This is a genomic window from Achromobacter sp. FW305-C-28, assembly GCF_058783235.1.
In genome coordinates, this window is sequence record NZ_JBYSYL010000007.1 from 134,597 (window position 1) to 148,018 (window position 13,422).

The 13,422-nt window shown below is 65.2% G+C and carries 13 protein-coding genes; 3 read left to right on the plus strand and 10 right to left on the minus strand.

Annotated features, from left to right (window positions below; all coding sequences use genetic code 11):
• Window positions 1–49: 49 nt before the first annotated feature.
• The 3 genes from AC3WMR_RS18480 to AC3WMR_RS18490 all read right to left on the minus strand — a co-directional run bounded on the left by AC3WMR_RS18480 (window position 50) and on the right by AC3WMR_RS18490 (window position 2,492).
• Window positions 50–1,576: a YifB family Mg chelatase-like AAA ATPase gene (locus AC3WMR_RS18480; RefSeq protein ID WP_492265666.1), complete on the minus strand. Its 1,527-nt coding sequence runs from the start codon at window positions 1,574–1,576 to the stop codon at window positions 50–52.
• Window positions 1,577–1,664: 88 nt separating this feature from the next.
• Window positions 1,665–1,916: an accessory factor UbiK family protein gene (locus AC3WMR_RS18485; RefSeq protein ID WP_025135357.1), complete on the minus strand. Its 252-nt coding sequence runs from the start codon at window positions 1,914–1,916 to the stop codon at window positions 1,665–1,667.
• A gap of 150 nt (window positions 1,917–2,066) precedes the next feature.
• Window positions 2,067–2,492 carry a DUF5339 family protein gene (locus AC3WMR_RS18490; protein WP_492265667.1) on the minus strand — a complete coding sequence of 142 codons (426 nt, stop codon included), beginning with the start codon at window positions 2,490–2,492 and terminating at the stop codon, window positions 2,067–2,069.
• A gap of 540 nt (window positions 2,493–3,032) precedes the next feature.
• Here AC3WMR_RS18490 and AC3WMR_RS18495 point away from each other — a divergent pair.
• Together AC3WMR_RS18495 and amt are read left to right on the plus strand one after the other, a co-directional pair.
• On the plus strand, window positions 3,033–3,371 hold the full coding sequence (locus AC3WMR_RS18495) for a P-II family nitrogen regulator (RefSeq protein WP_006218735.1): 339 nt from the start codon (window positions 3,033–3,035) through the stop codon (window positions 3,369–3,371).
• Between the two features lie 31 nt (window positions 3,372–3,402).
• Complete coding sequence (gene amt / locus AC3WMR_RS18500; RefSeq protein WP_025135355.1) at window positions 3,403–4,641, plus strand: ammonium transporter; 1,239 nt, start codon at window positions 3,403–3,405, stop codon at window positions 4,639–4,641.
• A gap of 136 nt (window positions 4,642–4,777) precedes the next feature.
• Here amt and ptsP read toward each other — a convergent pair whose 3' ends face one another.
• The 7 genes from ptsP to rfbD form a co-directional block, all read right to left on the minus strand.
• Window positions 4,778–6,553 (minus strand): phosphoenolpyruvate--protein phosphotransferase, encoded by a 1,776-nt coding sequence (gene ptsP / locus AC3WMR_RS18505; protein WP_492265716.1) that lies wholly within the window; start codon window positions 6,551–6,553, stop codon window positions 4,778–4,780.
• Between the two features lie 43 nt (window positions 6,554–6,596).
• A complete protein-coding gene (locus tag AC3WMR_RS18510; protein ID WP_025135351.1) occupies window positions 6,597–6,866 on the minus strand; it encodes an HPr family phosphocarrier protein in 270 nt (89 codons plus the stop codon).
• Window positions 6,867–6,975: 109 nt separating this feature from the next.
• On the minus strand, window positions 6,976–7,377 hold the full coding sequence (locus AC3WMR_RS18515; protein ID WP_492265668.1) for a PTS sugar transporter subunit IIA: 402 nt from the start codon (window positions 7,375–7,377) through the stop codon (window positions 6,976–6,978).
• 13 nt (window positions 7,378–7,390) lie between these two features.
• Window positions 7,391–8,362 (minus strand): glutathione synthase, encoded by a 972-nt coding sequence (gene gshB, locus AC3WMR_RS18520; protein ID WP_492265669.1) that lies wholly within the window; start codon window positions 8,360–8,362, stop codon window positions 7,391–7,393.
• A 180-nt stretch (window positions 8,363–8,542) separates the two neighbouring features.
• Entirely contained in the window at window positions 8,543–9,094 is a 552-nt protein-coding gene (infC, locus tag AC3WMR_RS18525; RefSeq protein WP_076812461.1) for a translation initiation factor IF-3, read from the minus strand.
• Window positions 9,095–9,114: 20 nt separating this feature from the next.
• The gene (gene thrS, locus AC3WMR_RS18530; protein ID WP_199163611.1) at window positions 9,115–11,067 is read right to left on the minus strand and encodes a threonine--tRNA ligase; all 1,953 of its coding nucleotides are present in this window, start codon (window positions 11,065–11,067) and stop codon (window positions 9,115–9,117) included.
• Window positions 11,068–11,401: 334 nt separating this feature from the next.
• Window positions 11,402–12,316: a dTDP-4-dehydrorhamnose reductase gene (rfbD, locus tag AC3WMR_RS18535; protein ID WP_492265670.1), complete on the minus strand. Its 915-nt coding sequence runs from the start codon at window positions 12,314–12,316 to the stop codon at window positions 11,402–11,404.
• 400 nt (window positions 12,317–12,716) lie between these two features.
• Between rfbD and AC3WMR_RS18540 the strand changes: the two genes are divergently transcribed.
• A complete protein-coding gene (locus AC3WMR_RS18540; RefSeq protein WP_492265671.1) occupies window positions 12,717–13,358 on the plus strand; it encodes a response regulator in 642 nt (213 codons plus the stop codon).
• Window positions 13,359–13,422 lie beyond the last annotated feature (64 nt).

Genomic DNA, 13,422 nt, shown 5'->3' on the forward strand with positions numbered 1-13,422 from the left:
GGGGGACGGAACCCGCCCGAACGGGCGCCCAAGCGCGGGAAACGGGCCATCATACGCCCGGCTGGCGGTACTGCACCGCCTGGGCGACATGGCTGGCGCCCAGCATGTCCTGCCCGTCCAGGTCGGCGATCGTCCTGGCCACCCGCAGGGCCCGGTGCATGGCCCGCCCCGACCCCGCCAGGCGCCGCATGGCCTGCAAGAGCAGGTCGCGGGCATCGGCCTGCAGCGGACAGTGGCATTCCAGTTCGGCCCCGGCCAGCCCGGCGTTGGGCTTGCCCTGGCGCACGTGCTGGCGCTCGCGGCAGCGCGCCACCCGCTCGCGCACCGGCTCGGAAGGCTCGCCCGGCGGCCCCTGCATGCATTCCAGGTCAGAGGGCGGCAATGCCACATGCAGGTCGATCCGGTCCAGCAAGGGGCCGGATATCTTGCCCGTGTAGCGCGCCACCTGGTCGGGCGTGCAGGTGCAGGCCCTGCGCGGATGGCCGCGCCAGCCGCAAGGGCACGGATTCATTGCCGCCACCAACTGGAACCGCGCGGGAAACTGCGCCGTATGCAGGGCGCGGGCGATGATCACCCTGCCCGTTTCCAGCGGCTCGCGCAACGCTTCCAGCGTACGGCGGCTGAATTCCGGCAATTCGTCCAGGAACAGCACGCCGTGATGCGCCAGGCTGATCTCTCCAGGCCGCGGCCGACCGCCGCCACCTACCAATGCCATGGCGGACGCCGAATGATGCGGCGACCTGAACGACGGCGTGCCCATCCTGGCATCCGGCACGCCCGCCAACGCCGCAATGGCCGCGGCCTCCAGCGCCTGGCGCCGCGTCAACGGCGGCAACAGGCCGGGCAAGCGCGCGGCCAGCATGCTCTTGCCCGCGCCTGGCGGCCCGACCATCAGCAGGCTATGGCCGCCCGCCGCGGCAACCTCCAGCGCCCGCCGCGCCCCCGGCTGCCCTCGCAGATCGGACAGGCACGGCCCGGGCGGGGCTTCCGGCCACGCCAGCGGAATCGCGTCGGGCAAGCGGCAATGTCCCGCCACGTGCGCCGCCACGTCCGCCAGGCTGCGGGCGGACAGCACCCGCAGCCCCTCCACCCAGGCCGCCTGCTCGGCGCTGCCGGCAGGCAGGATCAAGGTGGCGCCGGGTGATTCCTGCACCACGCTCAGCGCGATAACCAGGGCTGCTGCCACCGGCACCAGCGCGCCGGTCAGCGACAGTTCCCCCGCCAGCACCACCCCCGCCAGCAACGGGTCGGGCGCAACACCGGCCTTGTCATCTGGTGCAGGCGCGGCCAATTGGCCCGTCGCCAACAACACCCCCAACGCAATGGGCAAGTCAAAGCGGCCGGATTCCTTGGGCAGATCCGCCGGCGACAGATTGACCGTGATGCGGCCCGCAGGAAAGTTGAAGCCGCTGTTGATGATCGCCGCCCGCACGCGCTCGCGGCTTTCACGCACCTCGGTGTCGGGCAGCCCCACCACGTTGAAACTGGGCAGGCCCGGCCCCAGGTGCGTCTCGACCCGCACCGCATGGGCATGCAGGCCGCTGAGGGTACGGCTGGCAATAACGGCAAGGGTCAAGGCGGTCTCCGGTTGCGATCGAAAACCAGTATGCCCAAAACAAAAACGGCCGCATCAGCGGCCGTGGCAAAAGTGTCCCCGCGACAGCCTACTTGTCCAGGGCGGACAGGCGGGTTTCCAGTTGCTCGACCGTCGCGGCCAGTTGGTCCACGCGGGCACGGGTGCGCGCCAGCAGGTCGGCCTGAACGTCGAATTCCTCGCGCGTGACCAGATCCAGCTTCGAGAACGCCTGCGTCATCATGGCGCGCACGTTGCGTTCGACGTCCGCGGCGGGGCTGCGGGCGATCAGGTCGGAAATGTTCTTCTGGATGTCTTCCATCCATTGGGTGCGATTGTTCATAGCGGCCTCACGGTGTTCTTGGTGCCTCAAGTGTAGTGCTTTCCCCGCCCCTGCCGCAGGCAAAAAAAAGGGCGGGCCGCATGCGGTGACCGCCCATCAAAGCACAGGAGAAAACCGGGCCGCCTTGGGGGCAGCCCCCTACCAACATCGTTACGGGCAGCCCATCTGCGTCGCGGATTGCGCGAACAGGTCGGCCGACTGCTTGCATTGCGCGGCCAGCTGCGTCTTGTCGCTGATCGTGGCCCACTGCGTCTTGGCGGCGTCCAGCTGCTGCTTGAAGCTGGCTGCGGCCGGGTTGGAAGCGCCCAGCTTGTCCATGCACGCGCTGACCTTGCTCAGGTAGGCGTCGCACTCCGCGGGCAGGCCGGCGGTGGCGCCCGTGGCGGGTGCGGGCGTGGTGGTGGCGGGCGGCGTGGTTGCGGCCGGCGGCGTACCCGGCGTGGTGGTGCTGGGAGCCGGCGCGGTCGATGCCGCGGGCGGCGCGGCCTTTTCGTCGCTCTTGTTGCAGCCGGCCAGTACGGCCAGCGCAGCAGTCAGCGCCAGCACGCCAAGGGTCTTGCGTTGGATCGTCATCATTCCTCTTTCCTTTCTTGCTTTTCGTATGTAGAGAGCCGCAACGCCGGAACCCCTTGCAGCGGCCCGATCAAGCCCATCAACCGTCATGAGCTGGATTCGATTCTTCTTCAGCCTACCTTTGGCAACAAGCTTATGCGTGTAAACCCTCGTATCACGCCCCGCCCCCGTTTTAGGACCTCTTGCAATTCGCTTTCAGCCTGCTGAAAAAGAGGCTATTGCCGTGCGAAGCCCAGCCAGCAACGATCCGCGGCCGACGCGACATTTCGCCCCATGCCGATGCAGGGATTTGCAAACCCTGCAAAGCGCAACGCCGGTGGCATCAACTGGCAACAAATAGCGGCAGGGACACATATTCCGTTGCATTCCTCACCACAGCCGGGCCATGCACCGGTTTGAGGCTGACGTGTGGTGCATGGCGCACTATATTGGTGCATGCAGGCACAACAAACGCGCCTGCCTGCCAGCCCTACGGGGTTCGCACCCCATGGCATGGAATTTGCTTGAATGACGAGGCCAAGTGCAACCATGAGAGGAAATGCCATGAAACTCATCATCGCCATCATCAAGCCATTCAAGCTCGACGAAGTGCGGGTGGCTCTATCCGGAATCGGCGTCCAGGGCCTCACTGTTACTGAAGTGAAAGGGTTCGGCCGCCAGAAGGGCCACACCGAACTCTATCGAGGCGCGGAATACGCGGTCGACTTCCTGCCCAAGCTGCGAGTCGAAGCCGCCGTGCCCGACCACCTGGTCGACCAGGTCATCGAAGCCATCGAACAAGCCGCTCGCACCGGCAAGATCGGCGACGGCAAGATCTTTGCCGCTCCCCTTGAACAAGTGATCCGCATCCGGACGGGCGAAGCCGGCGAAGCTGCACTGTAGACAAATAAGAAAGACTCATTGGAGCCTGAAAATGGATAAAGCAGATATCTCCTGGTTGCTCGTCTCTACCCTCCTCGTATTGATGATGGCCGTACCCGGTCTGGCGATGTTCTATGGCGGCCTGGTACGCAGCAAGAATGTGCTGTCGGTGCTGCTGCAAGTGTTGTGCACGTTCGTGCTGGGCCTGGTCCTCTGGTTCATCTACGGTTATTCGCTTGCCTTCACGGAAGGCAACGCGTTCTTCGGCGGCCTCTCGCGCGCCTTCTTCTCTGGCATGTTCACCCCTGCCGACGGCAAGTACGCGATGTCGAATTCGCTGACCGAGCTGCTGTTCGCCTCGTTCCAGGCGACGTTCGCAGGCATCACCTGCGCGCTTATCGTCGGCAGCTTCGCCGAACGCGCCCGCTTCTCGGCGGTGCTGGTGTTCACGGTGATCTGGTTCACGTTTGCCTACATCCCCATCGCGCACATGGTGTGGTTCGCTTCTGAAACGGCCCCGGGCCTGCTGAACGCCAAGGGCGCGCTGGACTTTGCCGGCGGCACCGTGGTGCACATCAACGCCGGCGTGGCCGGCCTGGTGGGCGCCTATGTAGTGGGCAAGCGCGTGGGCTACGGCCGCGAAGCGATGCAGCCGCACAACCTGCCGATGACGTTCGTGGGCGCCGCGCTGCTGTGGGTGGGCTGGTTCGGCTTCAACGCCGGCTCGGCGCTGGCCGCCAACGAGAACGCCACGCTGGCCTTCTTCAACACCATGATCGCCACCGCGGGCGCCGTACTGTCCTGGCTGTTCACCGAATGGGCCATCAAGGGCAAGCCGTCCATGCTGGGCGCTGCGTCCGGCGCCATCGCCGGCCTGGTGGGCATCACCCCGGCCGCCGGCCTGGTCGGCCCGGTGGGCGCGCTGATCATCGGCGTGATCGCCGGCATCGTCTGCGTCTGGGGCGTCAACGGCCTGAAGCGCCTGCTGCGTGCCGATGATGCGCTGGACGTGTTCGGCGTGCACGGCGTGGGCGGCATTGTCGGCGCCCTGCTGACGGGCGTTTTCAATGCCCAGGTCCTGGGCGGCCCCGGCCTGGCGGAACCCGGCATGATCCTGGGCCAGTTGTGGGTGCAGCTCGAAGGCGTGCTGATCACCATCGTCTGGTCTGGCGTGGTGGCCTGGATTGCCTACAAGATCGCCAACGCCCTGTGCGGCCTGCGCGTGCCGGAAGACCAGGAACGCGAAGGCCTGGACGTCACCAGCCACGGCGAATCGGCCTATCACAGCTGATCCCGCTGAATGCCCATGCCCGCCCGCGCCAACAGGCCGGGCGGCGCTCCCAGCCCCCTCTTGCAGGGGGCTTTTTCATGGCCGAAAAAAAGCCCGTCACGCGACGGGCTTGGGCCGAGCAGGCGTCCGGACGGCCTCAGGCCAGGTCCAGGGTATCCAGGTCCACCGGCAAGGCGCGGTTCAGCGCGCTGGCTACCTTGACCCGCAGCGCATTGGTGTGGGCGCGCCGAACTTCGCGTTTCACGTCCAGCAATTGCTGGGGATGCATCGAGAATTCGGTCAGCCCCAGGCCCAGCAGCAAGCGGGTCATGCGCGAGTCGCCCGCCATTTCGCCGCAGACGGCAACGGGCTTGCCCGCGCGTTCACCAGCGTTGATGGTGTGCGCGACCAGACGCAGCACGGCGGGATGCAGCGGATCGTAGAGCGCCGCGACGTCGTGGTCGCCGCGGTCGATGGCCAGCGTGTACTGGATCAGGTCGTTCGTGCCGATGGACAGGAAATCCAGCGCCTGGGCAAAGGGTTCGATCGCGATGGCGATCGCGGGCACCTCGACCATGGCGCCCACTTCCATGTGCGGCGCGTAGGCCTGCCCCCGCGCATCGAGCTCGCGCCGGGCCGACTCGATGGCCGCGCGCGTGGCCACGACTTCATGCATGTGCGCGATCATGGGAATCAACAGGCGCACCGGCCCATGGGCCGAGGCCCGCAGGATGGCGCGCAACTGCGTGGCGAACATTTCCGGACGCGCCAGGCAGTAGCGGATGGCGCGCTGCCCCAGGGCCGGATTGGTGGCCACCGTAGCCTCGCCGTCCAGCGTCTTGTCCGAGCCGATATCCAGCGTGCGGATGGTGACCGGACGGCCCGCCATCACTTTCACCACGGAGGAATAAGCCTCGTACTGTTCTTCTTCGCCCGGCAGGTCAGGACGGCCCATGAACAGGAATTCGCTGCGGAACAGCCCGATACCGTGCGCACCCGAGGCCAGCGCCAGCGCGGCTTCTTCAGGCAGTTCGATATTGGCGTGCAGCACGATGTCGATGCCGTCCAGCGTGACGGAAGGCTCGTCGCGCAGCAAGCTGAGTTCGGCCCGTTCGTCGGCGTAGGCGGCCTGGCGGCGGCGGTATTCCTGCAGGATGCGATCCGACGGGTTGACCACCACGGCGCCGGCGGCGCCGTCGATGATCAGCATGTCGCCGTCGCGCACCAGCTCGCGCACGTTGCCCATGGCCACCACGGCCGGCACGCCCATGCTGCGCGCCACGATGGCCGTGTGCGAGGTCGGGCCGCCCAGGTCGGTCACGAAGGCGGCAAACCGCCCTCCTCGCAGGCGCAGCATGTCGGCCGGCGAAATATCGTGCGCGACCACCACCAGCGCGTCATCGCCGCCCATGTGCGACATGTCGGGCAGGATGGCGGAGGTGCCGGCCAACACGTGCAGCACCCGCTCGATGACCTGGCGCACGTCGGCGCCGCGTTCGCGCAGGTATTCGTCTTCCATGGCGTCGAACTGCTGGCCCAGGATCTGGCCCTGGGTGGTCAGCGCCCATTCGGCGTTGTAGTGACGTTCGGCGATCAGGGCCAGGGTCTGCTCGGCCAGCAACGGGTCGCCCAGCAGCAGGCTGTGCACGTTCAGCATGGCGCCCAGCTCGCGCGGCGCATCGGCCGGCAAGGTATCGGCCAACAGCCGCAATTCCTGCTGGGCCGAGTCCAGCGCCTCGGTCAGGCGGCGGCTTTCGGCGGGGATGTCGTCAGGGGAAATGCGGTAATGCGCGACTTCAAGCGCCGCCGCCCCCATGACCACCGCGCGGCCGATGGCGTAACCACGCGCCACGCCCTTGCCGTACAAACAAATGACGGGGCTGGCAGCGCCAGTCCCGTCATGGACCTGAGCCGCGGCAGCGGCCGCGGACATGCCGGCCCGGGCGTTGCCCGGACCGGCGGATTCGGAAGCGCTGCTATTCCTGTTCACCGAATTTGCTGTCGAACAGAGTTTCAATTTCGGAAAGGGCCTGGTCGGCATCGTTGCCGGAAGCCTCGAGCTTGACGGTCACGCCCAACCCGGCGGCCAGCATCATGACGCCCATGATGCTCTTGGCGTTCACGCGTTGCGCGCCGCGGGAAATGAAGATCTCGCTCGAGAACTTGCTGGCCAACTGCGTCAGTTTGGCGGCCGCCCGCGCATGCAAACCCAGTTTATTGCTGATGACGATGTCTGTATTAGGCATAGGAAATATCGTGACCGCGGTGGCAAGCCGCAGTGGTGGTTGCAGCAAAAGGTCGAACCGCCCATCGGCTTGAAATATTAGCCGACATAATAGGGCAAATTCCCGCCCGTCAGTCTACACGCAAGACGCCCTGAACCCCGCCGGCCAGCGCTTTTTCGCGGGTCTCGGCCAGGGTCAGGTTGCGGTAGGTCAGCGCCCGCAGCAGCATGGGGGTATTCAGCCCCGCCAGGACACAGCACTGGATGCCCTGCGCCTGGGCATCGGCCACGGCCCGCTTGGAGATATTGGCGGGCGTGGCGCCGATCAGGTCGGTCAGCACCAGGACGCCGGCGCCGTGGTCTTGCTCGAGGATGTCCTTGAGCACAGCGGGCGCCTGGTCGTCCGGCCGATCTTCGGGCTGGATGTCGTGAATGGCCAGCATGCCGTCAAGGTTGCCCATGACGTGGCTGGCGCATTCGCGCATGGCTGCGCCCAGGGGCGCATGCACGACGATGACAATACCCGTGGTCATGACGGTTTCCGGATCAGGCCGCAGCCGGCGCGGCGGCCACGGCTTTTTCGAGCGCCGTGACAAACATGCCGGCGACGTCGAAGCCGGTCTGTTCGGCGATTTCCACGAAACACGTCGGGCTGGTGACGTTGACCTCGGTGACGTAGTCGCCAATGACGTCCAGGCCGACCAGCAGCAGGCCGCGTGCGGCCAGCTTGGGCGCCACGGCCTCGGCGATCTCGCGATCGCGCGCGGACAATTCCTGGGCCACGCCACGGCCGCCGGCAGCCAGGTTGCCGCGCGTTTCGCCGGCCAGCGGGATGCGCGCCAGCGAATACGGCACCGGTTCGCCGCCGATCAGCAGGATGCGCTTGTCGCCCTTGACGATTTCAGGGATGTAACGCTGCGCCATGATGGTACGCGCGCCGTTGTCGGTGAGCGTTTCCAGAATGGCGTTCAGGTTGGGATCCTTGGGCTGCAGGCGGAAAACGCCCGTGCCGCCCATGCCGTCCAGCGGCTTGACGATCACATCGTGGTGTGTGTCGTGAAAGGCCTTCAGGCGCGCCATGTTGCGCGTCACCAGCGTCGGTGCGGTGAATTCACTGATTTCGGTGATGGCCAGCTTTTCGGGATGGTTGCGGATCGCCGCGCCGCTGTTGAACACGTGGGCGCCTTGGGCCTGGGCGTATTCGAGCAGATGCGTCGAATACACGTATTCCATGTCGAAAGGCGGGTCTTTGCGCATGACCACCGCGCCGAAATCGGCCAGGGGCAGGTCACGGGCAGCGCCTTCGCGCCACCAGTCATGGCCGTGCAGGTCGGCGTCGGCCACCAATTCGATGGGCGTGGTGACGGCCTTGACCGTGCCGGTCTCGATGTAAAGGTCGCCCTGCATGGCCACGCTGAGCGTATGGCCGCGCGCAACCAGCGCACGCATCATGGCGACAGAACTGTCCTTGTACGCTTTCAAGAGCGGCAAGGGATCCAAAACGAACAAAACATGCATCGCGACACCCCGAACGTACGCCGCCTTCCCTTTCGGGAAGGCGGCTATCTATGACATCGTAGCGCAGAGCCGTCCAATAAGCGAACCCGCCGAACACGGTATGGACGGCGGGTCGCGAGGGGGAGCGGCAGGGGCCGACCCGGAAGGAACGAGCCTGTCGGGAAGGCTCCGCTGGGAGCTTTACGCCGCCGATTCAGGCTTGCCCGCGGGCACGGCCTTCTTCTTGGGCGCCAGCACCATGACCATCTGACGGCCTTCGAGCTTCGGCATGGCTTCGACCTGGGCCAGTTCCAGCAGGTCGTCGCGCACACGTTCAAGCACCCGCATACCCAGTTCCTGGTGCGCCATTTCGCGGCCACGGAACCGCAGCGTCACCTTGGCCTTGTCGCCTTCTTCGAGGAAGCGGCGCAGGTTGCGCAGCTTGACTTGGTAGTCGCCCTCGTCGGTGGCCGGACGGAATTTGACTTCCTTGACCTGGATGACCTTCTGCTTCGAACGAGCTTCGGCTTGACGCTTCTGCTCTTGGTACTTGAACTTACCGTAGTCCATCAAACGGCAGACCGGCGGCTCGGCGTTCGGCGCGATTTCCACCAGATCCACGTCGTTTTGCTCGGAAAGACGGAACGCGTCGGCAATCTTGACGATGCCCAGCTGTTCTCCGTCCAGACCTATCAGGCGCACCTCGGGGACGCGGATTTCACCGTTGATGCGATTGGCTTTTTCAGTGGCGATGTTGAAAGCTCCTAGAAATGTTAAGCAGCGCTGCTATCAGGTTGATTGACGTCGCGGCGGGTGGACACGTCCTCGGACAGTCGCGCGACGAACTCGTCGTATGCGATGGCGCCAAGGTCCAGTCCGCCCAGTCCGCGTACGGCGACGGTGCCGTTTTGCTTTTCCTTGTCGCCGACGACGAGGATGTACGGCACCTTTTGCAGGCTGTGCTCCCGAATTTTACGAGTGATTTTTTCACCGCGCAAATCGGACTCTACTCTAAAGCCTTGTTTTTTCAGGCTTTGCGTGATTTGGGCCGCATAATCGGCCGAAGGTTCGGAAATGCAGCACACCACGGCCTGCACCGGAGCCAGCCAGGGCGGCATCGCACCGGCGTGGTTTTCGATCAGCATGCCGATGAAACGCTCGAGCGAACCCAGGATGGCGCGGTGCAGCATGACGGGCGGGCGGCGCTGGTCGTTCTGGTCCACGTACTCGGCGCCCAGGCGCACGGGCATGGAAAAGTCGACCTGGATCGTGCCGCACTGCCAGTGGCGACCGATGGCGTCTTTCAGGGTGTATTCCACCTTGGGGCCATAGAACGCGCCTTCTCCGGGCGAGATCTCGAATTCGCAGCCGGTGCGGCGCAGGCTTTCCATCAGCGCCTGTTCGGCCGTATCCCAGACTTCGTCCGAGCCGATGCGCTTTTCAGGGCGCGTAGCGACCTTGTACAGCACTTCGGTGAAGCCGAAGTCGCGGTAGACCTTCTGCAGCAAGGCCGTGAAGTCGGCGCATTCGTCCTGGAGCTGTTCTTCGGTACAGAAAATGTGGCCGTCGTCCTGCGTGAAGCCGCGCACGCGCATCATGCCGTGCAGCGAGCCCGACGGTTCGTTGCGGTGGCATTGGCCGAATTCGCCGTAGCGCAGGGGCAGTTCGCGGTACGAGTGCAGGCCGGCGTTGAAGATCTGCACGTGGCCCGGGCAGTTCATCGGCTTGAGGCCGTAGACGCGGTTCTCGGACTCGGTCGTGAACATGTTTTCACGATAGTTGTCCCAGTGGCCCGTCTTTTTCCACAGCGACAGATCGAGGATCTGCGGCGCTTTGACTTCCTGGTAGCCGTTGTTGTTGTAGACAGCGCGCATGTACTGCTCGACCTGCTGCCACAGGGCCCAGCCCTTGGGGTGCCAGAAGATCAGGCCCGGAGCCTCGTCCTGGAAGTGGAACAGGTCCAGTTCGCGGCCAATCTTGCGGTGGTCGCGGCGCTCGGCCTCTTCCAGCATGTGCAGGTAGGCCTCTTGCTCTTCCTTGGTGGCCCAGGCCGTGCCGTAGATGCGCTGGAGCATCTCGTTCTTGCTGTCGCCGCGCCAGTAGGCGCCCGCGACCTTCATCAGCTTGAAGACCTTGAGCTTGCCCGTGGACGGCACGTGGGGGCCGCGGCACAGGTCGATGAAATCGCCTTCGCGGTACAGGCTGAGCGGCTCGTTGGACGGGATGGACGCGATGATCTCGGCCTTGTACTTTTCGCCGATGCCCTTGAAGAATTCGACGGCGTCGTCGCGCGACCAGACTTCGCGCGTCACGACTTCGTCTTTCTTGGCCAGTTCGGCCATCTTTTTCTCGATGGCGGCCAGGTCTTCGGGCGTGAACGGACGCTTGTAAGAAAAGTCGTAGTAGAAGCCGTTGTCGATCACGGGGCCGATGGTGACCTGTGCGTCAGGGAACAATTCCTTGACGGCGTAGGCCAGCAAGTGGGCCGTGGAGTGGCGGATCAGATCCAGGCCGTCGGCGTCCTTGGCGGTCACGATGGCCAGGCGCGCGTCGCCCTCGATGCGGTAGCTGGTGTCGACCAGCTGGGAGTCGGCGCCGTCAAAGGTCACGCGGCCGCCCAAGGCGGCTTTGGCCAATCCCGCGCCGATCGATTGCGCCACCTCGGCGACCGTGACCGGTCCCGGGTATTGGCGCTGCGAACCATCGGGCAATGTGATCTGTACCATCGGGAGTGCTTCCTGGGGTTCTGGGAATGAAAAACGAAATTCAGAAACGACAAACGCGGCTGGTAGCCGCGTTTATCTGGTTGTCTTGCTGAGTCCTACCGCTGACCTGACACGGTGAAACCCGACGCACGAAAAACTAACGCGACATAGGGCGAAAGTTCCGGGTCGTAGTTCGTGCCAGCGGGAAAAACATGATGCTTGGGCCTTCAGGGGTGGACTGGGTGAGCGCGGGCGCAATGGCTGGCGCGCTTATCGTTGCCGATTGTAGCACCCTTTGGACCTATTTCGTGGCGAAAACGCCACGCCCTTCCTGGAGACGCCCCCGGGGCGTGCGTCAGGCGAGGTTGCGGCTGTCCGCAATCGCGGCCAGGGCATGCAGCACGCCCTCTTCCCAGTGCGGCGCGCGGATGCCGAAGGTACGTTCGAACAGGCGGCAGTCCAGCCGCGAATTCAAGGGGCGGCGCGCGGACGTGGGGTATTGGTCAGACGGCACCGGGCGGATGTCGCCCGGGGTCAGCGTCACCGCCAGCCCGGCCCGGCGCGCCTGCTGGGCAATGAAACAGGCGTATTCGTGCCAGCTGGCGTCTCCCGAGGCGGCCAGGTGATACAGGCCGAAGGGGAAGTCGTCGTGCGCGGGCCGGGCCAGGTAGCGGGCCACGACCAGCGCGGTCGCGTCGGCGATGAAGGCGGCGCCGGTAGGCGCGCCGCGCTGGTCGCTCACCACCCGCAGCGATTCCGGCTGGCGCAGGGCCATCAGCATGGTCTTCAGGAAACTATTGCCGAAGACCCCATAGATCCACGACGTGCGAAACACCAGATGCGCCGGGTTCATCGCCTGCACGGCCTGCTCGCCGGCCAGCTTGCTGCGGCCGTAGGCATTGAGCGGCGCGGGCGTATCGCGCTCGTCGTAGGCGCCGGCCTTGGCCCCATCGAACACGTAGTCGGACGAATAATGGACGATCAACGCGCCGCGGCCGGCCGCCAGGGCTGCCAGTTCACCCGCAGCCTCGGCATTGATGCGCATGGCGCGCACCGGGTCTTGCTCCGCACGCTCGACCGCGGTATAGGCCGCCGCGTTGACAATGACGTCAGGTTTTTCACGACGCACCAGCCGCGCGATCTGCAACGGGTAGGTCAGGTCGCAGTCGCTGCGTCCGGTGGCCACCACGGCGCCCAGGGGCGCAAGGCTGCGCCGCAGCTCGAAGCCCAGCTGACCGTCCCTGCCTAGCACCAGAATCTTCTTGGGCATTCGCCACCCGCCACCTTGCTTGCCGTGCGCCGCGGTCCGGCAACAGGCCGGTTTCCGGACGCGATTATGACCCGACCGCCGACACGCCGGGCATGCCGTGCCGACGGGGACCTGTCGACCCCGAGTAAACCCGACCGGTAGTTCAGTCCGATTTTGGCCTGAAGGCGATCCGGAAGGCCCAACAAAACGTAATCTGCCCGTACAAATTTAAGACCAATCACAACCCCGACACGCACCGGACGCCATCGCCACACCAGCTCTGACGCCGCCCGCGTTCCCTTGGCCACACCGTGGAGCATCGATGAACAGTGTTTCAGCGCAAGATTCCGCCTTCCTTCCTGCCGACAGGTCTTGCGGCAAGAAAGAGGGCAATCGCACCCATTCGCGCAAGCATCTCCTGATGTCGCAACCGCCCCCCTTGATACGCGTGGCGATCCTGGACGACCACCCCGTGGTTGCGCTGGGTGTGGGCGCGTTCCTGGATTCCCGGCCGGGCTTTCGCGTCGTGCACCGCGAGACCTCGGCCCGCGGCCTGCTCGACAAGCTGACCGTGGCGCCGTGCCATGTCGCCCTGATCGACTTCTATCTGCCCCATGAACCCTGGGACGGCGTGAATTTCCTGCGACGAGTCAGGCGTTATCACCCGAACATGGCAATCATCACGTTCTCGGCCGGCAACCGGCTGGAAACGCAGTACGCTGCCTTTCGGGCGGGCGCCAACGGCTACCTGGCCAAGCAATGGGGCATGATCCTGCTGCCCGACATGATCCAGGGCGTAGTGAGCGGCAAAGAGCCTTTCCTGTCCGTCCAGGACGGCAAGGTGCGCGCCATTTCTCCGACGCATCCACACGCCCTGCTGACCGCCTCCGAAGTCGAGATCCTGCGGCATATCAGCCAGGGGCTGTCGGTCACGCAGATTTCCGCGCGGCTGATGCGTAGCAAGAAAACCATCAGCACGCACAAGCGTCGCGCAATGCGCAAGCTGCAGCTGTCTGACGACTTGGCGCTGGCGCTTTACCTGAGAGAGAAATTCACGGAATAGGCCGCACGCACGGTCCGACCCGATCCGTGCCGGCAACAACCGGCCGGGCGCAACCGGTGGGCCG

What these genes read in the sequence shown, in the direction of transcription:
- amt (WP_025135355.1), top strand. Translation starts at nt 3,403, where the DNA reads ATGGATAAAGCAGATATCTCCTGGTTGCTCGTCTCTACCCTCCTCGTA.
- AC3WMR_RS18515 (WP_492265668.1), bottom strand. Translation starts at nt 7,377, where the DNA reads ATGACCACGGGTATTGTCATCGTCGTGCATGCGCCCCTGGGCGCAGCC.
- AC3WMR_RS18490 (WP_492265667.1), bottom strand. Translation starts at nt 2,492, where the DNA reads ATGATGACGATCCAACGCAAGACCCTTGGCGTGCTGGCGCTGACTGCT.
- rfbD (WP_492265670.1), bottom strand. Translation starts at nt 12,316, where the DNA reads ATGCCCAAGAAGATTCTGGTGCTAGGCAGGGACGGTCAGCTGGGCTTC.
- gshB (WP_492265669.1), bottom strand. Translation starts at nt 8,362, where the DNA reads ATGCATGTTTTGTTCGTTTTGGATCCCTTGCCGCTCTTGAAAGCGTAC.
- AC3WMR_RS18485 (WP_025135357.1), bottom strand. Translation starts at nt 1,916, where the DNA reads ATGAACAATCGCACCCAATGGATGGAAGACATCCAGAAGAACATTTCC.
- AC3WMR_RS18495 (WP_006218735.1), top strand. Translation starts at nt 3,033, where the DNA reads ATGAAACTCATCATCGCCATCATCAAGCCATTCAAGCTCGACGAAGTG.
- ptsP (WP_492265716.1), bottom strand. Translation starts at nt 6,553, where the DNA reads ATGTCCGCGGCCGCTGCCGCGGCTCAGGTCCATGACGGGACTGGCGCT.
- thrS (WP_199163611.1), bottom strand. Translation starts at nt 11,067, where the DNA reads ATGGTACAGATCACATTGCCCGATGGTTCGCAGCGCCAATACCCGGGA.
- AC3WMR_RS18540 (WP_492265671.1), top strand. Translation starts at nt 12,717, where the DNA reads ATGTCGCAACCGCCCCCCTTGATACGCGTGGCGATCCTGGACGACCAC.
- AC3WMR_RS18510 (WP_025135351.1), bottom strand. Translation starts at nt 6,866, where the DNA reads ATGCCTAATACAGACATCGTCATCAGCAATAAACTGGGTTTGCATGCG.